This window comes from Fodinibius sp. Rm-B-1B1-1, assembly GCF_038594945.1.
In the GTDB taxonomy this organism is placed as follows: Bacteria; Bacteroidota; Rhodothermia; order Balneolales; family Balneolaceae; genus Fodinibius; species Fodinibius alkaliphilus.
In genome coordinates, this window is record NZ_JBCFYD010000001.1 from 1448085 (window position 1) to 1471356 (window position 23272).

Annotated in this window: 23 protein-coding genes; 15 read left to right on the forward strand and 8 right to left on the reverse strand. The window is 43.1% G+C overall.

What is annotated here, in order from left to right; all coding sequences use genetic code 11:
- Positions 1-174: 174 nt before the first annotated feature.
- A complete protein-coding gene (locus AAFH98_RS06565) occupies positions 175-1071 on the reverse strand; it encodes a dimethylarginine dimethylaminohydrolase family protein (protein WP_342521897.1) in 897 nt (298 codons plus the stop codon).
- Positions 1072-1249: 178 nt separating this feature from the next.
- Here AAFH98_RS06565 and AAFH98_RS06570 point away from each other — a divergent pair, with 178 nt between their 5' ends.
- Both AAFH98_RS06570 and AAFH98_RS06575 read left to right on the forward strand, forming a co-directional pair.
- On the forward strand, positions 1250-2170 hold the full coding sequence (locus AAFH98_RS06570) for a DUF58 domain-containing protein (RefSeq protein ID WP_342521898.1): 921 nt from the start codon (positions 1250-1252) through the stop codon (positions 2168-2170).
- 103 nt (positions 2171-2273) lie between these two features.
- Positions 2274-2717, forward strand: a complete 444-nt coding sequence (locus tag AAFH98_RS06575; RefSeq protein WP_342521899.1) for a fasciclin domain-containing protein — start codon at positions 2274-2276, stop codon at positions 2715-2717.
- Positions 2718-2771: 54 nt separating this feature from the next.
- On the opposite strand, the gene AAFH98_RS06580 is transcribed toward AAFH98_RS06575, so the two are convergent.
- Positions 2772-3563 carry an SDR family oxidoreductase gene (locus AAFH98_RS06580; RefSeq protein WP_342521900.1) on the reverse strand — a complete coding sequence of 264 codons (792 nt, stop codon included), beginning with the start codon at positions 3561-3563 and terminating at the stop codon, positions 2772-2774.
- A 197-nt stretch (positions 3564-3760) separates the two neighbouring features.
- Between AAFH98_RS06580 and AAFH98_RS06585 the strand changes: the two genes are divergently transcribed.
- The 11 genes from AAFH98_RS06585 (at position 3761) to AAFH98_RS06635 (ending at position 15326) form a co-directional block, all read left to right on the forward strand.
- Positions 3761-4462 carry a response regulator transcription factor gene (locus AAFH98_RS06585; protein WP_342521901.1) on the forward strand — a complete coding sequence of 234 codons (702 nt, stop codon included), beginning with the start codon at positions 3761-3763 and terminating at the stop codon, positions 4460-4462.
- A gap of 86 nt (positions 4463-4548) precedes the next feature.
- Complete coding sequence (locus AAFH98_RS06590; RefSeq protein ID WP_342521902.1) at positions 4549-5943, forward strand: sensor histidine kinase; 1395 nt, start codon at positions 4549-4551, stop codon at positions 5941-5943.
- A gap of 296 nt (positions 5944-6239) precedes the next feature.
- Positions 6240-7364, forward strand: coding sequence for a ferrochelatase (gene hemH, locus AAFH98_RS06595; RefSeq protein WP_342521903.1), 1125 nt, complete (start codon positions 6240-6242; stop codon positions 7362-7364).
- Complete coding sequence (gene hemA / locus AAFH98_RS06600) at positions 7365-8627, forward strand: glutamyl-tRNA reductase (RefSeq protein WP_342521904.1); 1263 nt, start codon at positions 7365-7367, stop codon at positions 8625-8627.
- Positions 8620-9537, forward strand: coding sequence for a hydroxymethylbilane synthase (gene hemC / locus AAFH98_RS06605; RefSeq protein WP_342521905.1), 918 nt, complete (start codon positions 8620-8622; stop codon positions 9535-9537). The genes hemA and hemC overlap by 8 nt, the downstream gene beginning before the upstream one ends.
- A gap of 95 nt (positions 9538-9632) precedes the next feature.
- Positions 9633-10367, forward strand: coding sequence for a uroporphyrinogen-III synthase (locus tag AAFH98_RS06610; protein WP_342521906.1), 735 nt, complete (start codon positions 9633-9635; stop codon positions 10365-10367).
- 74 nt (positions 10368-10441) lie between these two features.
- Positions 10442-11488, forward strand: a complete 1047-nt coding sequence (gene hemE, locus AAFH98_RS06615; protein WP_342521907.1) for a uroporphyrinogen decarboxylase — start codon at positions 10442-10444, stop codon at positions 11486-11488.
- Positions 11489-11596: 108 nt separating this feature from the next.
- Entirely contained in the window at positions 11597-12532 is a 936-nt protein-coding gene (gene hemF, locus AAFH98_RS06620; protein ID WP_407935492.1) for an oxygen-dependent coproporphyrinogen oxidase, read from the forward strand.
- Between the two features lie 77 nt (positions 12533-12609).
- Positions 12610-13602 (forward strand): porphobilinogen synthase, encoded by a 993-nt coding sequence (gene hemB / locus AAFH98_RS06625; protein ID WP_342521909.1) that lies wholly within the window; start codon positions 12610-12612, stop codon positions 13600-13602.
- Between the two features lie 95 nt (positions 13603-13697).
- Positions 13698-14996, forward strand: a complete 1299-nt coding sequence (gene hemL, locus AAFH98_RS06630) for a glutamate-1-semialdehyde 2,1-aminomutase (RefSeq protein ID WP_342521910.1) — start codon at positions 13698-13700, stop codon at positions 14994-14996.
- Positions 14997-15029: 33 nt separating this feature from the next.
- Positions 15030-15326 carry a DUF6787 family protein gene (locus tag AAFH98_RS06635; RefSeq protein ID WP_342521911.1) on the forward strand — a complete coding sequence of 99 codons (297 nt, stop codon included), beginning with the start codon at positions 15030-15032 and terminating at the stop codon, positions 15324-15326.
- Here AAFH98_RS06635 and AAFH98_RS06640 read toward each other — a convergent pair.
- The 4 genes from AAFH98_RS06640 to AAFH98_RS06655 all read right to left on the reverse strand — a co-directional run bounded on the left by AAFH98_RS06640 (position 15323) and on the right by AAFH98_RS06655 (position 18228).
- The gene (locus tag AAFH98_RS06640; protein WP_342521912.1) at positions 15323-15688 is read right to left on the reverse strand and encodes an MmcQ/YjbR family DNA-binding protein; all 366 of its coding nucleotides are present in this window, start codon (positions 15686-15688) and stop codon (positions 15323-15325) included. The genes AAFH98_RS06635 and AAFH98_RS06640 overlap by 4 nt on opposite strands.
- Positions 15689-15899: 211 nt before the next feature.
- On the reverse strand, positions 15900-16274 hold the full coding sequence (locus AAFH98_RS06645) for a DUF423 domain-containing protein (protein WP_342521913.1): 375 nt from the start codon (positions 16272-16274) through the stop codon (positions 15900-15902).
- 261 nt (positions 16275-16535) lie between these two features.
- Positions 16536-17189, reverse strand: coding sequence for a CDGSH iron-sulfur domain-containing protein (locus AAFH98_RS06650; protein ID WP_342521914.1), 654 nt, complete (start codon positions 17187-17189; stop codon positions 16536-16538).
- Positions 17190-17412: 223 nt separating this feature from the next.
- Entirely contained in the window at positions 17413-18228 is an 816-nt protein-coding gene (locus AAFH98_RS06655; protein WP_342521915.1) for an SDR family oxidoreductase, read from the reverse strand.
- Between the two features lie 141 nt (positions 18229-18369).
- Here AAFH98_RS06655 and AAFH98_RS06660 point away from each other — a divergent pair, with 141 nt between their 5' ends.
- The gene (locus AAFH98_RS06660) at positions 18370-18804 is read left to right on the forward strand and encodes a sll1863 family stress response protein (RefSeq protein WP_342521916.1); all 435 of its coding nucleotides are present in this window, start codon (positions 18370-18372) and stop codon (positions 18802-18804) included.
- Between the two features lie 160 nt (positions 18805-18964).
- Here AAFH98_RS06660 and pruA read toward each other — a convergent pair whose 3' ends face one another.
- Entirely contained in the window at positions 18965-20596 is a 1632-nt protein-coding gene (gene pruA, locus AAFH98_RS06665; RefSeq protein WP_342521917.1) for an L-glutamate gamma-semialdehyde dehydrogenase, read from the reverse strand.
- 107 nt (positions 20597-20703) lie between these two features.
- A complete protein-coding gene (gene hemG / locus AAFH98_RS06670; protein ID WP_342521918.1) occupies positions 20704-22062 on the reverse strand; it encodes a protoporphyrinogen oxidase in 1359 nt (452 codons plus the stop codon).
- A 131-nt stretch (positions 22063-22193) separates the two neighbouring features.
- On the opposite strand from hemG, the gene AAFH98_RS06675 reads away from it, so the two are divergent.
- Complete coding sequence (locus AAFH98_RS06675) at positions 22194-23249, forward strand: iron ABC transporter substrate-binding protein (RefSeq protein WP_342521919.1); 1056 nt, start codon at positions 22194-22196, stop codon at positions 23247-23249.
- Positions 23250-23272: the final 23 nt, after the last annotated feature.

The following is a 23272-nucleotide window of genomic DNA, read 5'->3' on the forward strand; positions in this document are numbered from 1 at the left end:
TATTAGCTAATGAGTAACGAGCGGGTAGTAATTTAAATTACAAGCTACTACCCATTGAATAAGTTATAAAAAAGGCACCGCCACAGAGCAACGGTGCTAAATTATAATCTAATTTATAAGTGAGTGAAAGCAGTGAGTTTACTCATTACTCACGACTCAATACTCATAACTACCTTACCACAACAACATTTTCATGCAGAAGACACTGCCGCCGCTTTTGAGGAATTCGTAGGTACTTACCTCATGGACTGAGAATCCGGCATCGCGCAGGTTTTTATTTACATCCGTACAACCTTGCTGGATAATCACATTACGTCCATCGGGGCAAGAGGCATTACAGGCGAAAAGTTCTTCGGCTTCATATTTAGAGGCATGGATCACCTTCTCAAACATTTTGTTAATCATAGCTAATCCTTCATTGGTAAAAGCCTCGGGATAAATAAGGGCCGTATTTTCATCCAGCACACAGAAGCAGGTGTCAAGGTGATAGAATGATTCATCTACTAACTCGAGAGCTAATACCGGCACATCAAATGTATCTGAAATAGTCTCATATGCTTCCATGGATGAACGGTAGCCATATCCGCCCCAAAGCAATTGTTTACCTGTATGCCAGATTGCATCACCGCAGCCCTCAAAGTCATTAATGTTTTCCTCATCAAGATAGTGCAGTTCGTAGCCATGCTGACGATACCACTGCTCAAAATAAGGCACTTCATCCTTGCGTTCGTTGGCATGCATGATGCTCATGAAAACATGTTTTTGGCCGTCACTATTAATATAGGGTAAGCTTTGATTAGCACAGAAAACCATATCGGGCAATCCTTCCTGATCTTCAATGACATGAACGTTCATCCCAATTTGATCGAACAGTGAGCGAACGAGCTCCCATTCATTATTGGCTTCAATTTTATCGACCTTCCCTACCTGGTCGGCCATGTGTGGATTGATCACATAGTCAACTGAAAAGTGAAGGGGGCGAACCATTAACACTTCTGTTGGCAAAGGCATTGATGGACGATCATCAACAGTGAAATCAATTTGATCAGCAGTGGTAATTACTTGCGCCATAAGTTTTAAGCTTTGTTACAGTATTTCAGAAAGGGTTTTTCCATAATTTAGGGTTCCTAAGATAACCATTTGTAGAAAAGAATAAACTTTTTACCTGTAATTATATTTAGATGTTGGTTCAGGGTTCACCTTGATATTTTATTAGATTACGGTTCCAGTTTTTGACAAAGGAGTAAATATGTTATTAGATCACGAATTATTATCACAGTTAGCGCCGTTGGAGTTACGGGCCCGAAAAATTGTTGAAGGATTTATTTCGGGACTGCATAAAAGTCCACACCACGGATTCAGCGTAGAATTTGCCGAGCACCGCCCATATAATCCTGGTGATGAAATAAAACATATCGACTGGAAGGTTTTTGGAAAAACGGAGCGTCTTTATGTCAAAAAATATGAAGAGGAGACCAACCTGCGCTGTTATATACTGCTGGATACCAGCAGCTCGATGTATTTTAAATATTTTAGTCCGTGGAGTAAATTGCGTTATGCCATCCATTTCGGTTCGTCTTTGATGTATCTGATGCATCGTCAGCGCGATGCCTGTGGGCTGATTACTTTTGGTGAAGAAGTTAATCAATTTATTCCGGCGAAGTCTTCGTATTCACATTTGCGGATGTTGTTTTCGGAATTTGAAAAGCTGTTAGAAGAAGAGCAGCAGGGAGATCCTGAAAAACGGAAAACAGCTACATCAAAAGTGTTGCACGAGGTGGCCGAGCGGCTCAATCATCGCAGCCTGGTAATTGTGCTCACAGATCTGTTTGAAAATGTTGAGCAGCATGATCAATTAATTTCCTCTCTAAAACATCTGCGCCATCGCAAGCATGAAGTATTGCTTTTTAACGTGCTGGAAGAAAAAAGTGAACAAAAACTCGACTTTCCCGATCGCAGATTGCGTATGCAGGATATGGAGACCGGATCACAGATGGAAGTACTGCCGGCCCAAATTCGCGAAGACTATCAGAAAAAAGTTGAGGAGCTAACCCATAAGTTTAAGATGGCCTGTAGCGAATTCCAGATTGATTTCGAACAATTGGACACGCAAAGCGAATTTGATCTGGCGTTATTGGCCTATTTGAATAAACGTAAACGACTGGGCTGAAAGCAATTAGAGGTTTTGTAGAATACTGAAAATATTTGAGTGTTTAATTACTCTCAAAAAGAGTGAGTAGCTCTCTAACAATTTTCAACTAAACTATTTTACTATGACATCAAAAATGAAAAAGCTCATTTCAGCGTCGTTTGCAGTTTTATTGGTATTCGCATTAAGTGCAAATTTTGCTGTTGGCCAGGGTGGAGGACAGTCACAAGTACAAGGCGAAACGGTTGTGGATAAAGTTAGCGAAAACAGTGACACTTCAGACTTTTCTGATCTACTTGAACAATCCGGCTTTGCGCAGGTGTTGGCCCAGCAGGGACCATATACTGTATTGGCTCCCAGCAATGATGCCTTAGCAAAGGGAGAGGTTGATGTGGAGTCAGCAAAAGAAAACCAAAAGCAAGCGCAGCAGGTTGTACAAAACCATTTGTATCAAGGAGAAATTTCAGCAGATGAGGTAGAATCTTCTATGGGTGTTAAAGTCCAGAAAGAAGATGAATCACCTGCGAATGGCGTTGTTTATGTGGTTGATAAAGTCGTAACCCGGTAGGTTTAACTACGTAATTTATTTTAAGGTCCTCCTGCAAGGAGGGCCTTTTTTATTTTAGGTTACTTTTACCTTTCGGAGCATTTTGTTGAGCAGGCGCGGGAAAAATCGCTTTAAATAAACAGCCCAAATTTCGCTTCCACCAATATATATTTCTTCTTTTCCTCGATTTATTTTGGGAATGAGCTTCCGAGCAAACTCATCGGCGGGCATTCCATGTTCTTGTCCCTTGCCCATTTTATTATGCTTGCTGCCATCGCCTTCCAAAGCATTCTTGGTGACATTCGTTTTAATGAAGCCCGGACAAACCAATGATATTTTAATATTCTTGTCGTACACTTCTTGGCGGAGGGAGTCAAAATAACCGTGCAATGCATGTTTCGAAGCTGCATAGCTGGATCGTAATCTTGTACCGAATTTCCCCATCACGCTACTGGTAATCACGATATGTCCCGATTCTCGCTCAATCATAGATGGCAATACAGCTTTGGTAAGGGCAACAGATCCAAAAAAATTAATCTCCATGACCGTGCGAATAACATCAAGGTTAGTATCAATAGCATTTGAGCGTTGACTGATACCCCCGTTATTAAATAAGTAATCAACATGCCCCCAGTGACTGATGGCTTCTTCGGCTTTGGAGGGAAGTTCATCAGTTTTAGCAAGATCAAGTGTGACAATGTGTATATCTGATGGGTTGGAGCAATTATTTTTGACCTGCTCCAAGGTTTCTTTCCGACGCGAAGAAATGATAAGTTTTGCACCTTGTTGATTTAACTCATAGGTAAGGGCTTCTCCAATACCAGATGAAGCGCCGGTAATCCAAATAATTTTATTATTAAAAGACATCAAGCAAAAAGTTAACGGTAAAATTTCGATCAGAGAATATCATTATAAAAATGCAGAAACCGTTCTATTATGACAAGGATCATATTAGCAGGGCTGAACTGTGTTCAGATACTCGGTAACATTTACTATTTTATGACAATCAACGATTTTCTGTGCAAAGCTGTTATTGATCCCATTATTAAGTAAAAATAAACATTGTGAGACCTAAGCATAGTATATTATTAGTTGAGGATGAAGAAGAGCCGGCCGAGATGCTGGCTAATTTTCTGGAGATGAACGATTATGATGTACTGGTGGCCCATGAAGGTAACCGGGCACTGGATCTTATTGAGCAGCATGCCGGAGAAATTCATTTGGCTATTTTGGACATCATGGTTCCTAATGTGGATGGTAAAGAAATTTGCCGGCACATTCGTAGCCATCCGGTATTGAATGATATTCCCGTCATATTTTTGACGGCTAAAGATGAAGAAGAGGATGAGATTGAAGGACTTGAGCTGGGGGCAGATGACTACATCTCCAAACCGGCCAGTCTGCCGCTGGTGAAGGCGCATGTAGAGTCGTTGCTTCGCCGCCAGAATCCCCAGAAAGCTAATTGGTTGCAGTATGGGGATACCTATCTCGATACCGATGCCAAAGAGCTGTATGTCGAAGATGAAAAAATTGATCTAACGTCGACCGAATACACGCTGATTGAACTATTTTATAAAAATCCCAAGCGTGTATATACGCGACAAGAAATTTTAGAGCATATTACCGAAGATGAACGTTTTGTGTTTGATCGTACGGTAGATGTGCACGTTAAAAATTTGCGTCTTAAGATGGGGGATGCCGGTGAAGTGATTAAAACATACCGCGGTATCGGCTACGGACTTAACCGCGAAATTGTGAAGGTTTAATATAGAACACGGATTTTGCAGATGGAACGAATTATCTCAGATATTAAATCAGCGAAAATAAATTTAATCTGCGTACCCTGTGTTCTATGAAGATTCGATCGAAACTCGCGTGGACATTTATTTTGCTGCTTATTTTTGGGATTACCTCCATTAGCAGTTATTCCATTTTATTTATTCGGGATTACCTGCTCGAGGAAGGTCGGGTCGAGATGGAGCGCGACACGCGCTGGCTGGCCGTAACGGTCGCAAGTTTGTCGGATGATAATTTAGAGCAACGACTTACCAAAACGGCACGTACATCTGGCTACCAGTTGGCGGTGTATGATTCTACAGGACGGTTGGTAAATTATTTTCAGAATAGCGATACAACCATTGTGCCGACACAAAAACTATCAGCTGGAATTTTAGAGAGTCTCAATGCACGCCAAAATATTCCGCTTTTGCCGCGCGATTCAGAATCTGAAGTATTGACCAGTTTTGTAAAACTTTCCGAATCGAAAGCAGGGGTAACGTATTTGCAAGCTGCCCAGTTTAAGGATGAGATTTATGAGCCCATCAAAACTATCCGCTGGATTATCTACTATGGTATGTTTATTTCTATTGGATTAGTGGTGATTGTAAGCATCTGGATTGCCCGATACGTAACCAAACCCATTACCCAAATTAAAGATGCTGCTCAGGATATTGCTGATGGTGATGTGGATCGCGAAATTGATATCAGTCGCAGTGATGAATTTGGCACCTTGGCGACCTCGCTGAATCAGATGGCCTCCAAGCTCCGGGCTGATACCGAACAGATTAAACAGTTTGCCGAAAAACAGCGTCAGTTTTTTGCGGATATCACCCATGAGATTCGTAACCCTCTGCATACCATTTCCGGGGCATTAGATATGTTGGAATTAGATGGGTTGCCGGAAGAAAAGAAGACAAAATATATTAACACAGCGAAAAAACAGACGGAGCGGATATCTCATTTGTTTAAGGATTTGAAGACGTTGCAGCGATATGATTCCGACGAATATTTCGTGGAGATGCAGGAGTTTGATATGGCCAACATCGCTCATCATATGGAAGACTGGCATGCCGAAAAAGCCAAAGAAAAAGGCATTGTTTTGAATATTGATATGCACAGCTGTAAAGTGATTGGCGATCCCGGGAAAATTGAACAGGTGCTCGATAATTTGGTTTCAAATGCCATCAAGTATACGAACGATGGAGGTGTGAACTTGACTTACCAATGCCAAGAGCATAATGTTAAGATCATTGTTGAAGACAGCGGTATCGGTATTTCGGATGAGCATTTGAATCGACTTTTTGATCGTTTTTACAGAACTGATAAAGCACGATCTCGTGATAAGGGGGGGACGGGACTTGGCCTTGCGGTAGTCAAGAGTATTTTAAGTGCACATGATACTGAAATTAAGGTTGAAAGCGAGGTAGGAGAAGGGACTCAATTTTGGTTTGAGTTGCCCAAGGGATAGTTGATCCCCGAGAGGTTATGGACGATTAATAGCTTCCTTTGTAAGGATTTTGGTGTAATGCTGAACTTGTCGTGCCCCGACCCTATTAGGGGCTATTAGTATCGTTACGATATAAAACTTCACAGCGTTTAAAATCACTATGTAGGTAGACTCATTCTAAATAGAATTTCCCCCTCTTTCTTCAAATTTCCTTCACAAAGAATCTGTTTCTTCACCATGATAGAATAGAAGCTGTAAAAATGTCTTTATATGATAGTTAAAATCAGCTTTAAGGCTGTAAACAAAGATTAAGTTTCATGGCAGAAGAAGAGAAGCGTATTGGTGTTGTTTTGATGAATTTAGGCGGTCCAACCGCTGATTATGCCGTTCGTCCTTTTTTGTATAATCTTTTTAGAGATGAAGATATTATCAAGATGGGGGGCGGTAAATTTCAGGACTTTTTTGCAAAGATTATCTCCAAATTTCGTGCGCCTGCGGTACAGGAAGATTATGAGGAAATTAATGGTTGTCCCAGGGGCTGTATGGGAAACAAGCACTGTTTGAATAGACAGAAAAGCATTACCTCTACATGCTGTTCGCCCATCAATAGTCTTACAGAAAAACAGCGGCGTGGACTTGAGAAGTACCTCAAAAATATTTTGCCGGAAGATCAGTTTGTGAAGGTGTATACCTGCATGCGCTATTGGCTGCCTTTTGCGGAAACGACGCTTGAGGATATGGAAGAAGACGGGATTACTCATGCGGTGATGGTGCCATTGTATCCACAATTTTCGTGGACAACGACCGGAAGCAGTTATCGTGACTGGGAAACCAAGCGCGAAGAAAAATTTGGCCATGATACGCCGTGGAAAGAATTTCATGTCAAGAATTATCATCTCGATGAGAATTATCTCTCGGCTATGAATGACCGAATTGATGAGGCACTGGCCGAGATGGATGAGGAAACCCGCCAGAAGACGCATTTTATTTTTAGTGCGCATGGCACGCCCAAGCTCGAAGTGCGAAGCGGCGATCCCTATACCACGGAGATCAACCAGACCATGGAAGCGATTATGGAGATGCGCGGCTACGATCACGATTATTGGCTCGGGTATCAGTCAAAGGTAGGTCCGCAAAAATGGACGCAGCCCAATACCGCTGAGCTGGTAGAACGTCACATCGAATACGGAATTAAGAACTTTTTAATGATCCCCATCGCTTTTGTGACCGACCATGTGGAAACCTTGTTTGAATTGGGGGTTGAGCTGGTTGAAGACCTGGAAGAAGAGGGCTACGAGTTTGAAAACCTGAAAGTGATGGAGGGGATCAACGATCATCCCAAATACATTGAGGCCCTGGCTGATCAGGTATTGCATAAGCTGGATCATGAAATTCAAGTTGAACAGGAAGGTCAGAAATCAAAAACAGTATCTGCCGAATAAATGTCTGAGCAACCTCAAATAGCAGATTTTTGTGCGGTCGGTGTCAATCACTGGGAGGCTACCATTGATGTTCGTGAACGGTTTAGCCTCAGTGATACACAGAAACGTGAGCTTATTGAAGGTGCCAAGCGCGAGGGAATTACAAGTCTGTTCGTTGTTTCGACTTGTAATCGCACCGAAGTTTTCGGTCAGGATGTTACCCCTCAAGAGCTGGTGCGTTTGTTGATTGCCTACTCAAATGCCTCGCTCGAAGAGTTTCATAACTACGGGTTTGAGAAAGAGGGTCAGCGTGCTGTAGAGCATCTTTTCCAGGTTACGGTTGGGCTTGATTCTCAGATTCTCGGAGATTTGCAAGTTGTTAAACAGGTGAAGGAAGGTTACGAATTAGCCGGCGAAATGGATGCTGTGGATGGCGAACTTCATCGATTGATGCAGCATGTTTTCCGGGCGCACAAACGTTCGCGTAATGAGACATCACTCGGGGAGGGAGCTGCAACAACCGCTTATGCCGCGGTAAAATTTGCGGTTAAAACCTTCGAGAATTTAAAGGATAAAAATATTCTGCTCGTTGGAACTGGAAAGATTGGCAAGGTGACGTGCAAGAATCTGATTAATCTTGGTGCAAAAAAACTTACGCTGATCAACCGAACACGCGAACGTGCTGAGTTTGTGGCTGACCGGTTTGACCTGCAGGTAGCTGATATGGAAAAGCTGCCTAATGAAATTGCCGGGGCCGATCTGATTATCGTAGCTACCGGAGCGAAAGAACCTGTGATTACACTTGATGATATGAAGCCTTCACTGCTTGATCCGAAGTTCAAGGTGATGGTGGATTTGTCGGTACCCCGCAATATTGATCCCGAAATTGGGGAAATGGAATTTGTTGATCTGGCCAATATGGATTTTCTGACGGATGTAACTGATGAGGCCTATCGGAAGCGGGAAGAAAATATTCCGTTGGTGAAGAAAATTATTGAGGATGAGCTAACGGATTACAAAAATTGGCTCAGCAAGCAAAAAGTGGTACCTACTATTAAAGCACTGACGAATAAGTTTGACTCCATCCGAGAGGATGAATATGAGTTTTTTAAAAATAAAATTTCAGATACAGACAAGGAGAAGGTCGAAAATTTGACGCGTCGTATCGTCAATAAAATTGCCGCCTACTCTATTGAGCATCTGCGTGACCATCACGAATCGGAGCAGGTCACGAAAGTAGTTAATGATATGTTTAAGCTCGAAACCAAAGCCGAAAATGAGTAAGAAAATTCGCATTGGCACCCGTGATAGTCAGCTTGCAACATGGCAGGCCAAGCAGGTTGCTAAAGAACTTCAAAAGCTCGGCCATAACACCGAGCTTATTTTTGTTAAGTCAGAGGGTGATATTGATCTGACGACTCCACTAACAGAAATGGGGGGGAAGGGGGTATTTACGAAGGCACTCGATGATGCCCAGCTTAATGACGAAATTGATATTGCAGTTCATTCTTTTAAGGACTTGCCTACCGAGAATCCGCTTCCGCTCAAGGTAGCAGCAATTATGGAGCGTGCCGATGCGCGCGACTCACTGGTGGCTCCCGATGGTACCGACTTTCTGGATGATCCCAACTACAAAGCAACTATTGCAACAAGCAGTAATCGTCGCCGTGCGCAATGGTTGCACCGTTATCCGAATCATGAGATTGTAAACATTCGGGGAAACGTAAATACGCGCCTCGAGAAAGTAGAGAAAAATGACTGGGATGCCGCTATTTTTGCGGCGGCGGGACTTGAACGTATTGATCTTGGTCATCATATCAGTGCATATCTCGACTGGATGGTTTCCGCTGCTGCACAGGGAGCCATGGCCGTCATGATCCGCGAAGAAGATAGCGAGATGGAAGAAATTGTTTCGCAGCTCAACCACGATGAGACAGCACTTTGTACCACTATTGAGCGAGATTTCTTGCACGATATGGAAGCTGGATGCAGTGCACCAGTCGGTGCGTATGCGTTTGTTGAGGATAGCCAAGTGCATTTTAAAGCAGTAGCACTTACACTCGATGGACGTGAGCAATATGATTATGAAAAGCGAATGTCTGTAGGTGAAGCTGGTGATCTTGGCCACACTGCGGCCCAGGCTCTTTTGAGTGAAGGAGCTATTAAAGTTATTGAAGAGATGAAATCAGGATAAACAATGTGTCATCCTGAACTTGTTTCAGGATCTTCAGCATAAACTAGTTGTAATAGATGCTGAAATAAATTCAGCATGACACGCAAGTTGTTATCATGAGACAAAACAAACGAAATATTTTAGTAACGCGACCTTTATCAGCACAGCAATTGGAATACGCCCGAATTCTGGGTTTGGAGCCGATTATAAAACCGGCTTTGGAATTCAACTTCCCTGATTATTGGGATGGTGTGCTTAAAGTTATTACTGAGCACCCCAAGTCCGATTGGGTGTTTACCAGTGCCAATGGCGTTAAAGCGTTGGAAGAATTGATGAAGGCCGGACTTCAAGTACGTCCAGAAGTACAGCTTTTTGCGGTGGGAGCCAAAACCCGTGATGCCCTTCAAGACCTGGGACTCAATGCAAAAATACCCAGAACGCAGGATGGTAAACATTTGGCTGAGTTGATCATCCGGGAGGGAAAGATTAATTCGGTTATCTATTTTCATGGCAATCTAAGTCGTGATGAGATGACAAGCGAGCTTGAAGATGATGGTATTGAAGTAATTGAGCTGGAAGTATATGAGACGATTATCAATCCTGTAGAAATGCCGAATAAGCCGGTGAGTGGGATCTTGTTTTACAGTCCCAGTGCGGTGGAGGGGTTTGCGCGTGGCACTGGTTTTGAGGATGAGCTGCCTCCGCTTTTTGCCATCGGTCCGACTACCGCGGGAGCACTCAAGAAACGAACTGATCAGCACGTTGAAATTGCCAAGCAACCTGACACCGAAGTGCTTCTCCGCACCACTGCCGATTTCATTTTTAATCAAAAAAACATTGAACACGGGTAACGCGAATTGTGCGAATATTCACAGGTAAGTCTGTGGTTATCAGTTAAATCCGTAAAATCTGCGTTCTATTATTTATGAGTACCAATTTTCCAGAATTAAAAAACGATTTATTACTACGAACACTCCGTGGCGAAGAAGTCGAACGTCCACCGGTGTGGATGATGCGTCAGGCTGGACGTTATTTGCCGCAATACATGAAACTTCGCAAGAAATATACTTTCTTCGAGCGTGTTGAAACGCCGGAGCTGGCATGCGAAATCACCATTCAGCCCATTGACGAGCTCGAGCCTGATGCGGCCATTATTTTTTCGGATATCCTAACTATTCCGCAGGCATTGGGCATTGATGTGGATTTGGTAAAAGGCAAAGGACCAGTGATGGATAACCCCATCCGCAGCGTAGATGATGCCTTTTCGATATTAGCCGAAGATATTCCCGGGAAACTCAATCACGTGATGGAGGCTATAACGCTTACACGTAAAGAACTTAACGGACGCGTACCGTTAATTGGTTTTGCTGGGGCACCGTGGACACTTTTCTGTTATATGGTGCAGGGCGAAGGTTCCAAAAATTTTGCTAAGGCTAAAGCGTTTATGTATCAGCATCCCGATGCGGCCAAGCATGTAATGAAGGAATTGACGAAAGCCACAATCGATTATCTGAAAGCTCAAATTGAAGCAGGGGCACAAGTAGTGCAGCTTTTTGATTCATGGTCGGGATTGCTAAGCCCTGAAGATTTTAACGAGTGGGCAATGCCATACTTGATGGAAATTTGTGATGAAATTGACGAAGTGCCCGTGATTTTATTTGCGAAAGGAAGCTGGTATGCATTAGAGCGACTAAGTTTTAAAAGTAATGCTTCGGCACTGGGGCTCGACTGGACCATAACTCCCGAATACGGACGTGAAGCCACACGTGGAGACATTGTGCTTCAAGGCAATTTTGATCCGTCAAAACTAATGATGCCGCGTGATGAGATTACTCATCAAACACGACGAATGATTGATCGGTTTGGCTCGCAGAAATATATCGCAAACTTGGGACATGGCATTTTGCCGAATATTCCGGTAGATAACGCCCGTGCCTTTGTAGATACAGTGAAAGAATATGAGCCGAAATAGAACGCTGGGGGTTCAGATGCTGCGGATTTGTACAGAGAACCAGTGGGAATCGGTCAAATCCATTTAATCTGTGTTCTATTAAAATGAAACTGAATGAATAAAAAAAGTATTAAATCACGATTCGAAGCCTACATTCGGAAGCTGCAGAATGAAATCTGCGATAGGTTAGAGCAGATTGATAGCAAGGCGAAGTTCCGTCATGATGATTGGGGCCGTGAGGGCGGAGGAGGTGGACACACCCGCGTGATCGAAAAAGGTGATGTCTTTGAAAAGGGCGGCGTTAATATTTCGACGGTGTATGGTGAACTGCCTGAGCTCATCCGCAAGCGTTTTGAAGTTGAGCAGGGTTGGTTTTGGGCTGGAGGGTTATCGCTGGTTATACATCCCCAAAGCCCGATGATTCCCACGGTACATGCCAATTATCGTTATTTTGAGCTATATGATGATGCAGGAATGAGCGAAGTGCGCGACCAGTGGTTTGGGGGTGGTGCAGACTTGACTCCGTATTATTTGTGGGATGAAGATGCCATTCACTTTCACAAAGTGTTGAAGGGGGCATGTGATGAGCATGGCGAAGAGCTATACCCCCAGTTTAAAAAAGAGTGTGATGAATATTTTTATAACGGTCACCGTTCGGAGGGGCGCGGTATTGGCGGATTGTTTTTTGATTATTTGCGACCGGATGAAAGTCGTTCAGCTGAAGACTGGTACGATTTTACGACCGAGGTAGGCGATGCGTTCTTGGAAAGCTATGTGCCGATTGTTGAGCGACGGAAAGAGGAGCCTTACAGCGATCGTGAGCAATATTTTCAGGAGATTCGTCGCGGTCGTTACGTCGAGTTTAATTTGATTCACGATCGCGGTACGTTATTTGGACTCAAAACGAACGGGCGAACCGAGTCGATTTTGATGAGCCTGCCGCCGCGCGTTCGGTGGGATTACGATTTTGATATCGAAGAAGGTAGTCGCGAGGAGTATCTTTTGGATCGGCTTAAAAATCCCATCGACTGGATTGAGTATAGTAAAGAATTAGCCACAGATTAACATAGAATATTGTAGTAGCTATGTGTCATGCTGAAATAAATTCAGGATGACATGTAATTTTAAATTTAATGAGAATCATGTCACACGGACAATTTCCTTATATACGCGGACGACGTTTAAGAACATCGGCAGCCATGCGCGATATGGTGGCTGAGCACAACCTAAAGCCGGCTGATTTTATTGCCCCGGTTTTTGTAATGGAGGGCGAAAATGAGAAGGTCGAAATTCCATCCATGCCTGATTACTATCGTTACACCTTGGATCTACTAATGGATGAAATCCAAGAGCTTAAAGACGTGGGTATTCGCTCGGTATTGGTATTTGCCAAAGTACCAGATGGGTTGAAAGACAACAAAGGTACTGAGGCACTTAACCCGGATGGGCTGATGCAGCGAGCTGTTCGCAAAGTTAAGGAACAGTTTCCTAAGATGTTGGTGATGACCGATATTGCCATGGATCCATACTCGAGTTATGGGCACGATGGTATTGTTGAGGATGGGGAAATCCTGAATGATGAATCTGTTGAGGTACTGTCAAAAATGGCGGTGAGCCATGCTAAGGCTGGGGTTGATATGGTAGCGCCATCGGATATGATGGACGGACGTATCGGAGCAATGAGAAAGGCGCTGGATAAAGAAGGTTTCGAACATACGGGCATTATGGCGTATAGTGCTAAATATGCTTCCAGCTACTACGGGCCGTTTCGAGATGCGCTGGATTCTGCTCCCGGCTTTGGTGATAAAAAGACTTACCAGATGGATCCGGCTAATGTACAGGAAGCTATCAAAGAGGCAAAGCTTGACGAACAGGAAGGCGCCGATATTGTAATGGTGAAGCCGGGACTGCCATATATGGATGTCATTCGAGCTGTTAAAGAAAACGTCTCAGTACCGGTCTCGGTGTATAATGTTTCCGGAGAATATGCTATGTTAAAGGCCGCTGCTGAGAAAGGATGGCTCAACGAAGAAGAAGCTATGATAGAGGCGCTGGTCGGTTTTAAGCGTGCCGGTGCTGATTTGATTGCCACCTATTTTGCCAAGGCAGCATCAAAGGTATTAATAGAACAATAGAATGCGAATGAGCAGGTAAAACGGATAATCACAGGTTGTGATCTGTGACAGTTAGCTTAGTCCGTATAATCTGCGTTCCATGAAAGAATTCTGATATGTTAGAAAAGAGTAAAAAATTATTTGAGCGAGCACAGCAATTTATCCCTGGTGGCGTAAATTCTCCCGCCCGGGCATTTAAATCGGTAGGTGGAACGCCTGTTTTCTTGGAAAAAGCCAAGGGTTCTATTCTTACTGATGTAGATGGCAAGGAATATATCGATTATGTCGGCTCATGGGGACCGATGATTTTAGGTCACGCCTACGAGCCTGTGATTGAAGCTGTTAAAAAAACGGCAGCTAAGTCTACTTCTTTTGGAGCGCCAACTGAAGTTGAAGTAAAGATGGCTGAGTTGGTGAAGCAGATGGTGCCGGGTGTGGATAAAATCCGGATGGTCAACTCGGGCACGGAAGCCTGCATGAGTGCTATTCGCGTAGCGCGGGGCTATACCGGCCGTGATAAAGTCATCAAATTTGAAGGCAATTATCACGGGCACGGAGATTCCTTTCTAATTAATGCCGGAAGTGGAGCGCTAACACTGGGTCAACCCAGCAGTCCCGGGGTGACAGAAGGTACAGCCAAAGACACACTTACTGCCAACTTCAACGATCTGCATTCGGTAAAGAAGTTGTTAAATGAGTATGAAGGTGAAGTAGCAGCTATTATTTTAGAGCCGGTTGCTGGAAATATGGGTTGCGTGCCTCCCCAAAAAGGATTTCTTTCAGGGCTGCGCGAACTCTGTGATGCTCACGATGTGGTACTTATTTTTGACGAAGTAATGACTGGTTTTCGGGTAGCGCTTGGCGGAGCACAGGAACGCTATGGGGTTACGGCTGATTTGGTAACATATGGCAAAATTATTGGTGCTGGCTTGCCCGTTGGAGCATTTGGAGGCAAACAAGAAATTATGGACGTTGTCTCCCCGGTTGGTGATGTGTACCAGGCGGGAACACTTTCGGGCAATCCTTTGGCTATGGCGGCAGGTTATGCGCTGCTCACTGAGCTTTATGAGAACCCTTTACATTATGATGAGCTGGAGGAGAAGACGGTGAAGCTGGCGACAGGATTTAAGGACCTTTTGCAAAAACATGAGGTGCCTTTTGTGCTAAACCAAGTGGGATCGATGATGAGTATCTTTTTTACGGAAGAAGATGAGGTGATTGATTTCAAAACGGCAAATACGACAGATCAGGCATTCTTTAAATCGTATTTCCATCAGATGTTAGAGAATGGAGTTTATTTGCCTCCATCGCCATTTGAAGCCTTGTTTTTGGCTAATTCTCTTTCCGAGGATCATCTGAAGAAAACACTTGAAGCGGCTGATGAATCAATAAAAGTAGCCCGTAAGAAAGTATAAATGAGGATAGGTTTGGGTGAAATAATTGAAAAAATGAAAAAGCGGTGGGGCGTCGAATCGTTCGGCGGCCTGTTGTTAATCCTGTTTATTTTTTCAATAACAGGAATGTCGACACTTTATGTACGAAAGTTGGTTTTTGGTTGGATAAATATTGGACCGGCAACACCATTGTGGTTAGAAATTATTGCCTGGGCGCTTATTGTGTTCCCGGCCTATCAGTTGTTGTTCCTCTTTTTCGGTTTTATTACCGGACAATTCCAATTTGTATGGAATTTTGAAAAGAAGAGTCTTAAACGGATAAAAAACTTATTTGTGCGAGACGATCATTAATCGTCGCTCATCTTTTCTAACTTTTTCTGTTTTTTACGAGATAGGTCTTCGACAACCAAGTTGTAGGAATCTTTAATCCATTCTTTGAGAAGTTCATCATCTAATTTACCCTCGGGAGCGATGGTATTCCAGTGTTTCTTATTCATATGTTGGCCCGGCTGTACTTCTTGATAAAGGTCGCGAAGCATAGCTGCTTTAACGGGGTCACACTTTAGATTTATGCCATCAAATTCATCAACATTTGTAATGGCAAAAATTTTCCCCATCACTTTAAAGGCGATGATGTTATCATCATCAAAAGGAAAATCTTCGGTTACTCCGTTGAATGAGAGGCAAAATTCTTTAAAGTCTTTGAGTTTCATGTAAAAGGATAAATTAATAACGATTGGTTACAAGAAAACGCTTACAGCTACTCTATCTTTAGCAAACGTTGTTATGTAGTGATGCTGTGCGTTTGTTTGAAATAAATAAGAGTCTCAACCATGGTGAGACGTTTTTAAATAATTAGTCATAAAATATAATAATGATCGGGAGTTGCAAGTCTTATGCCAATCTGCTTTAAAAACAGCTGGTTTACAAGTTTTGCCAGGCGGCCATAGCCAGTAAAATCCAGCTGATGATAAAACAAAGTCCACCAACGGGAGTGATAGCTCCAAGCCAGCGAATCCCTAATATAGACAATAGGTAAAGGCTGCCCGAGAATATCAGAATACCACCAATCATCAGCCAGCCCGACCACTGCAAAAGTGAAGAGTTTGGCATAAATTGGACTGCAAAACTAAGCAACAATAATCCAATAGCATGGTAAAAATGATAGCGGACGCCGGTTTCAAAGATATCCAGCATTTCATCAGTAAGCACTTCTTTGAGTCCATGTGCCCCAAAGGCTCCAAGGGCAGTGGCCAACGCCATGGCTATACTGCCAAGGATCAAAAATAATTTCTGCATAAGAACATTACATTATACGTTATTTTTGCTGGCAGTAAATAATGAAGTTACATGAAGTTATTGTGAATCCGGTAAATGATGTGTAGCGTTATTATTAGTAGTCTTTCACCTACCGAAAAAATTCAGACTTGTACTACGGGCAAGGGGCGTATCATCCCACAGGGATCGACAGGGAACTACTATAGGTACTCGCTGTAGTTGCCTATAGGGTTCCGCACTATCATCCTACAAGATGCTCTAAATGCCGATTTGGGATGTGTATTACCCTTCAAATCCCACTTCTTTATGCGTTCCATCGCAGAATGGTTTCGACGAGGACTGTCCGCAGCGGCAAAAGGCTACATTCTTGGAACTGTTTACGGATTCGTTGGCGATAGAGTGGACACGGTAGGAGCCTTCTACCAGGATTGGGCCATCATCCATAAGTTTTAAGATGAGTTTGCCTTGAGAGGTCTCTCCACTGTCGGTAGGTTGCAGCTTTGCTTTTTGAAATCCTGCGGGAGCTTCAAAGTCGATATCTTTGTGGGTATTATCGCATAGCGGCTTGTTGTCGGATGCCCCACATCGACATACAGCTACACGTGTGTCTTCAAGCAACGTTTCGCCTTCCGCATTTTGGATCTCAATATCGCCCCGCAGGTACAGTGGCCCGTCGGGGACAATGGTGATAGTATTTTTGCGAGAAGGCTTTTCTTCGGTGTCGGTACCGCTGTATTTTAAGGCGCCAGTGGGACAGTGGTGGACAACTTCCTTAATCCGCTCAGCGGAAGCTTCTTCTGGGGTTACCCATGGTTTGTTATCGGGATTGAACACCGAAGGCAGATTCTTTACGCATTCTGCCGAGTGAATACATCGTTTGCTGTCGAATTCTACGGTAATATCGTCTGATTCGTAACTATGTATCTTCTTTTCCATGAGATCCTAATCCTTGATTGATTTTGCATTAAGATAGGCGATTTAATTGGATCATCAAGCTTTCTATATCAGAATGAACTATTTTAGAATTAATAAAAATTCAGGATTTTGGCAGTACGTACACCACGGCGTGGTAGGGGGCACTTTTATTAGTAAGCCCCATTTTACCCTTAAGGTGATTGAAAGTACAAACAAAAAATGAATGGGTTATACAACTCCTAACCTAAAAATCCATGGGATTGGGATGACGGAATTTATAATCCAGCATCATTTTTAATTTCCGATTCGATACAATTTTATACTCTTCGTTTTCATCATCATCAAATGTAGGCGGCTCCAGGTCCATCGCTCTGGCAACAGCCGGGTAGTACATTTTTTTCGGGGGATGTCCGTCCGAGACGCCGTTAAATATGTTCCCTTTAATATCGTTTTCTATCACTGTTTGAATGATATTGATGCAATCTTCTTGATGGATAAGGTTTACTGGGGCATTGCCCTTTTGTAGCTTTTTCCTTCCAGCAAGATATTTTACGGGGTGTCGGTCGTGCCCATATAATCCTCCAAATCTGATGATAGTCGTATCAAAGGCCGACTGTTTTTTTAGTAGGCGCTCAGCCTTTAACAGGGCATTTCCTGTGGGTCGTGATGCCTTGCCCGCTTTGGTGTCTTCTTCACTCACAATACCTCCCGTTTCTGGATAAACGGAGGTAGAGCTGATAAAGATCACCAGTGAAATAGATGAACTGTTTACCTTATTGATGACCGACTTAATCTGTTTTTGATGGTAGTCTACAACATTATCCCTGCCGCGTCCCGGAGGAATGTTGAGCACAAGCACATCGGCATCCCAAAAATTATCGCAATTATTACATTGCAAGTTGGGGGTCAGTTCCAGTAAAAAAGGGGTTATTTTTTTGCCCTTGAGTATCTGGAGTTTGTTTTTGCTTGTTGTAGAACCTTTTATGTGATGTCCTTGATCACGGAGTTGTTCTGCTAAGGGGAGGCCAAGCCATCCACATCCTAAAATGCTGATTCTCATAGTAGTAAAATTGGATGAAATAATTTCGGTTAAATATCTAAAATGAAAATCCCAATATCATTATTGGAACAAAATAGGGCTTTGTAGAATTTAAGGGAAAGCATAAGCTATTTAACGAAATAGAAATTAAACTATTCCAATATGAAACGATTAATAATTTACTCAGTAATAGCGTTAGTTAGTATTGGCCTTGTTGCATGCAGTGAGAAATCAGAAGATAACATGCAGCAAGCTCAAGAAGATGTTGAGGAAACGGTACAATCTGCTCAAAAAGAAGTGAATGTGCAGAAAGAGGAGTTTGTCAATACTATTGATGAACAGCTTTCGGCAATGGAAGAGGAGATGGATCAGGTTAAACAACAAATTGATGAAGCTACAGGTGATAGAAAGTCTGAGCTCGAAGAAAAATGGGAAGAACTACAGGATGAAAAAGAACAGCTCGAAAATGATCTGGATGAATTGCGAGCCAAAGCCGATGAAAATTGGCAAGATCTGAAAACAAATATTGATGATCAGCTCGAGAGTATTAAAGATTCATTTGATGAGTTGAAATCTGATTTAGATATGGATTCGTAATCAGATTTATTTTTTAGTCTCTTCACAACAATATTTTGCTCGTTTCGTAGCTTTGCTGTGGGACGAGCTCTTTATTTTGACAAATAAAAAAGGCTCCCAACCGACAGGCGGGAGCCTTTAAAATTTACTTCTTATCCTGAATTTGGTTCAGGATCTATGGTTACTCTTCTTCCATATAGGGATACGTCCAGTCTTTGGCCGGAACGGTCGTTTCTTTAATGGATCGGACCGAAATCCAGCGCATCAAGTTGGCAGCACTACCGGCTTTGTCGTTAGTTCCGGATTTACGTGCTCCACCAAAGGGCTGTTGATTTACGATAGCCGCTGTTGGCTTATCATTAATGTAGAAGTTGCCTGCAGCTTGTCGTAAGTAATCGGCCATCTTGTTAAGCGCATAGCGATCTTGTGAAAAGATAGCACCAGTTAGCGCGTATGGCGAAGTGGTATCACAGAGTTCAAGGGTCTCCTCAAACTTTTCATCCTCATAAACATACACCGTAAGTACTGGACCAAAGATCTCCTCTTCCATCGTCTTGAATTTGGGATCATGTGCCAGAACCAGCGTCGGTTCAACGAAGTAACCTTCTGAATCATCATAGTTACCGCCGAAGAGGATTTCACCATCATCAGATTCTTTTACATAGTCGATGTATGAGGTAATATTATCAAATGCTTTCTGGTCGATAACAGCGCCCATAAAGTTGGTGAAGTCTTCAACATCACCGTACTTCACATCTTTGACTTCGTCAAGAAATTTATCGCGGAATTCCGGCCATATTGATTCCGGTAGATACATACGCGATGCTGCAGAGCATTTTTGTCCCTGGTATTCATAAGCGGCACGGATAGCAGCAATAACTACAGCATCCACATCGGCTGATTCATGAGCAAAGATGAAATCCTTGCCGCCTGTTTCGCCGACAATACGTGGATAGGTGTTGTAATGTTCAATATTGTTAGCAATCTCTTTCCATAGGTGCTGGAAGGTTCCGGTGGACCCAGTGAAGTGGAGGCCTGAAAGATGTTCGCTCTCCAACACAGGATTGCCAACATCGGCACCAGCTCCGGGCAAGAAGTTAATAACTCCATCAGGCATGCCTGCTTCTTTTAATACCTCCATGATAAAGTAGCTGGAATAGATAGAAGAGGTGGCTGGTTTCCAAAGGGCAACGTTGCCACACAGAGCAGGAGCCAGCGGGAGGTTTCCGGCAATGGCCGTAAAGTTGAATGGTGTTACAGCGAAGATGAAACCTTCAAGCGGACGATATTCCATACGGTTCCACATGCCATCCGGTGAATAAGGCTGATCCTTATAAATTTCCTGAAGATAATACGCATTAAACCGGAGGAAGTCCGCAAACTCACCAACGGCTTCAATTTCTGACTGATGAGGTGTTTTTGATTGTCCCAACATAGTTGAAGCGTTCATGGTATAACGGTAGGGACCAGTAATAAGATCAGCCGCTTTTAAATAGATAGCCGCACGATCTTGCCATGGCATTTCGGCCCATTCTTTGCGTGCTTCAAGGGCTGATTCAATCGCCATTTCAACTTCCTTTTCACCGCAAAGGTGAACTGTACCCAACTTGTGCCCGTGATTATGGGGCATTACAACATCTTGTTGGCGATCGGTTTTTACTTCTTTGCCACCGATAATTGCCGGGATTTCAATCTCCTGACTTTTTAGTCGATCTAATTCTTTACGTAGTTCTTCGCGTTCGGGGGTGCCGGGTGCATACGAATGGTAGGATTCGTTTTCCGGTTCCCGAATTTCAAAAAATGCATTAGCCATAATGTAAGGTTGCTTTTAATTCGGATTTCCTAAAAAGGTGGTTGCTGTTTTCGTGGGTGAAGGTACAAAAAATTTAGCAGAATTGGAGGTGGTCTTCCCGTTAGATTTTATGTTTGCTCTACCTCTTTGACGATCGATCGTGCTATTGAAAAGCCTGAGGTAATACAATCAGGTATTGAGACGCCGCCACGAAAATTCCCATGTATGAAAAGACCTGGATGTTGTTTTTCAATTTGATCAATTGCCGATAAATATTTGTCATAGCCAACAGTATACTGTGGGATGGTAGCTGGCCAATGTTGATGATGTGTAAATACTGGGTTACCTGAAATATCCAGCAGTTTCTGAACGTCTTTTAGAACGATAGACTGTAAGGTGTTCGGACCTTTTGAGGCCAGTTCAGGATTTCTTGCTCCTCCAATAAAGCTGGTTAACAGGACATGTCCATCAGGGGTCCGACCGGGAAACAAACTCGATGAAAATAAAGTCCCGAGTGTTTGGTACTGCTCTACCTCGGGAATGAGCATGCCAAAGCCATCCAGCGGGTGAGTAATTTGATCAGAAGAAAATCCTAAGGCAACTACACTCAATGGGGCATAGGGTAGGTCGGATATGGAGTTGAATTGCAGATTATCAAAAATATTTCCAAGGGCATGAACGGGCAGCGTTGATACAATAAGATCATGCTTTTCGTGAATTGATTCTCCATCTTTTTGGGCTTTTACGATCCATTGCCCATCATGCTGTTGCACGGTTTGAATCTCAGTTCCCGTTTGTACAGCAGTTCCTAATCGGTCGGCAATGGCCAATGGTAACTGTTGAAGTCCCTGCTCAAAAGAGATTAGCGCTCGTTTGGGTTTTTCCCCATTGCGGCTCTTCTTTAGCATTCCTTTGAATAAACTGCCGTGTTGTTGTTCCATTTCCCAGAGCGACCCAAAGGTATGCTTGATAGATAAGGTTTTGGGGTCTCCAGCATAAATTCCAGAGACAAAGGGATTTATAGCATAATCTAACGGTTCTTGACCAAGGCGACGGCTAATAAATTGAGCAATAGATTCATCATCAGTATTTGAAGTTGCGGCAAACGGTTCTTTAAGCAAACGAAACTTTCCACTTATGGATAGGAGATCAGTCTTCAAAAAACTACCCAATGACATAGGGAGAGGAATGGGTTGGCCATTTTTTATAATGAATCGTTTCTTAGCTGTCTTACCCGCTTCTATGCTCTTGTCCATTAGGTCGAGATCCTCAAGTAGCTCCCAGATCTCCTTAGATTTAGCCATAAGTGTGTTAGGACCTTTTTCAACGAGCCACCCGTTTTCATGATGGGTTTTAATAGCGCCACCTACCTCGGACTCTTTTTCATAGACTGTTACTGGGCAGTTTTTGGAAGATAATTTGTAGGCTATCGCCAAGCCAGATATGCCCGCGCCAAGGATCCCAATAGATGGTTTTTTATTAGTCATTGTACCATAAATTCAATACATTCTGCATCTTAATTAGATTCAATCTAATTAAGCCTTGTGTACTTTAACACAATTAAAGAAATGATAGGCAATCAATATAAATGATAAGTGAAGATTGAGGATTCATAACTATGAAAAATGTATTAAAAATATTGGCAGTGGGTGTTGCTGCTTTCTTCCTAAGTTCATGTGGACAGACATCCGATGATGAGTTAGTGGTGTATTCTGGCCGTAGTCAGGCGCTTGTTGAGTCGTTGGTTGAAGATTTTAGGGCACAAACCGGCATTGATATTGAAGTACGGTATGGTAATGATGCAGAGTTACTTGCGGTGTTGAGCGAAGAAGGTGATCAAAGTCCTGCTGATGTTTATTGGGCCAATACAACTGGAGCATTAGCTAATGCATCCCAGAAGGGGATGTTAACAACCCTACCTGATTCATTGACTTCAAAACCGGCTTCATATCAGTCTAAATCTGGCAAGTGGGTTCCGGTAACGGTGAGATTTCGGGTGTTAGCTTATAATCCCACGGCAGTAGATACGGCCGACTTACCTGATTCAGTATTCGATTTGGCTGAAATGGATGAGTTTGAAGGCCGAATTGGATGGACGCCGACCTATTCCAGTTTTTATGATTTTATTACAGCACTTCGACTTACCGAGGGTAATGATACCGCAATGGATTGGCTGAATAATATGCAGAATTTAAATCCTAAAGCCTATAGCTCGAATCCCCCGATGGTACAGGCGATATTAGCCGGAGAGGTTGATATGGGATTAACAAATCACTACTACGTTATTCAAACCAAGCACGGTGGTAAAGAAGGATATTTTGAAGATCATGAGCATTATGGGGAAGAAGGGCCTAATCCTGATGCAAATATTGAGACTTATCATTTTAAGGAAGGGGATATCGGGAATCTTGCTCTTGTGACGGGAGCTACACAACTTCAGACAGCAGATAATCCCGAACTGGCACAACAGTTTTTGAGCTTTTTGCTTTCAAAACAAGCGCAAGAATATGCCGCTCAATCGGTAAATGAGTATCCGGTAATAGATAACGTTTCATTGCCAGATTATATGTGGGATGCGAAGAAGGCATCGCAATTGAGTCCGGAGTATGATTACGAGCAGCTTCAGCAGTTGGAAGGAACGTTGAATCTGCTTCGTGAGGCTGGATTAATTTAACTGGTTCTTTTTGTGCAGTAATT

Excerpts from the sequence above, each read along its gene's own strand:
- AAFH98_RS06660 (WP_342521916.1), top strand. The coding sequence starts at position 18,370 with ATGAAACGATTAATAATTTACTCAGTAATAGCGTTAGTTAGTATTGGC.
- AAFH98_RS06655 (WP_342521915.1), bottom strand. The coding sequence starts at position 18,228 with ATGAGAATCAGCATTTTAGGATGTGGATGGCTTGGCCTCCCCTTAGCA.
- pruA (WP_342521917.1), bottom strand. The coding sequence starts at position 20,596 with ATGGCTAATGCATTTTTTGAAATTCGGGAACCGGAAAACGAATCCTAC.
- AAFH98_RS06565 (WP_342521897.1), bottom strand. The coding sequence starts at position 1,071 with ATGGCGCAAGTAATTACCACTGCTGATCAAATTGATTTCACTGTTGAT.
- AAFH98_RS06575 (WP_342521899.1), top strand. The coding sequence starts at position 2,274 with ATGACATCAAAAATGAAAAAGCTCATTTCAGCGTCGTTTGCAGTTTTA.
- AAFH98_RS06645 (WP_342521913.1), bottom strand. The coding sequence starts at position 16,274 with ATGCAGAAATTATTTTTGATCCTTGGCAGTATAGCCATGGCGTTGGCC.
- hemB (WP_342521909.1), top strand. The coding sequence starts at position 12,610 with ATGTCACACGGACAATTTCCTTATATACGCGGACGACGTTTAAGAACA.
- hemH (WP_342521903.1), top strand. The coding sequence starts at position 6,240 with ATGGCAGAAGAAGAGAAGCGTATTGGTGTTGTTTTGATGAATTTAGGC.
- hemA (WP_342521904.1), top strand. The coding sequence starts at position 7,365 with ATGTCTGAGCAACCTCAAATAGCAGATTTTTGTGCGGTCGGTGTCAAT.
- AAFH98_RS06590 (WP_342521902.1), top strand. The coding sequence starts at position 4,549 with ATGAAGATTCGATCGAAACTCGCGTGGACATTTATTTTGCTGCTTATT.
- hemL (WP_342521910.1), top strand. The coding sequence starts at position 13,698 with ATGTTAGAAAAGAGTAAAAAATTATTTGAGCGAGCACAGCAATTTATC.
- AAFH98_RS06650 (WP_342521914.1), bottom strand. The coding sequence starts at position 17,189 with ATGGAAAAGAAGATACATAGTTACGAATCAGACGATATTACCGTAGAA.
- AAFH98_RS06580 (WP_342521900.1), bottom strand. The coding sequence starts at position 3,563 with ATGTCTTTTAATAATAAAATTATTTGGATTACCGGCGCTTCATCTGGT.
- AAFH98_RS06570 (WP_342521898.1), top strand. The coding sequence starts at position 1,250 with ATGTTATTAGATCACGAATTATTATCACAGTTAGCGCCGTTGGAGTTA.
- AAFH98_RS06675 (WP_342521919.1), top strand. The coding sequence starts at position 22,194 with ATGAAAAATGTATTAAAAATATTGGCAGTGGGTGTTGCTGCTTTCTTC.
- hemG (WP_342521918.1), bottom strand. The coding sequence starts at position 22,062 with ATGACTAATAAAAAACCATCTATTGGGATCCTTGGCGCGGGCATATCT.
- AAFH98_RS06610 (WP_342521906.1), top strand. The coding sequence starts at position 9,633 with ATGAGACAAAACAAACGAAATATTTTAGTAACGCGACCTTTATCAGCA.
- AAFH98_RS06635 (WP_342521911.1), top strand. The coding sequence starts at position 15,030 with ATGAAAAAGCGGTGGGGCGTCGAATCGTTCGGCGGCCTGTTGTTAATC.
- hemC (WP_342521905.1), top strand. The coding sequence starts at position 8,620 with ATGAGTAAGAAAATTCGCATTGGCACCCGTGATAGTCAGCTTGCAACA.
- AAFH98_RS06640 (WP_342521912.1), bottom strand. The coding sequence starts at position 15,688 with ATGAAACTCAAAGACTTTAAAGAATTTTGCCTCTCATTCAACGGAGTA.
- hemE (WP_342521907.1), top strand. The coding sequence starts at position 10,442 with ATGAGTACCAATTTTCCAGAATTAAAAAACGATTTATTACTACGAACA.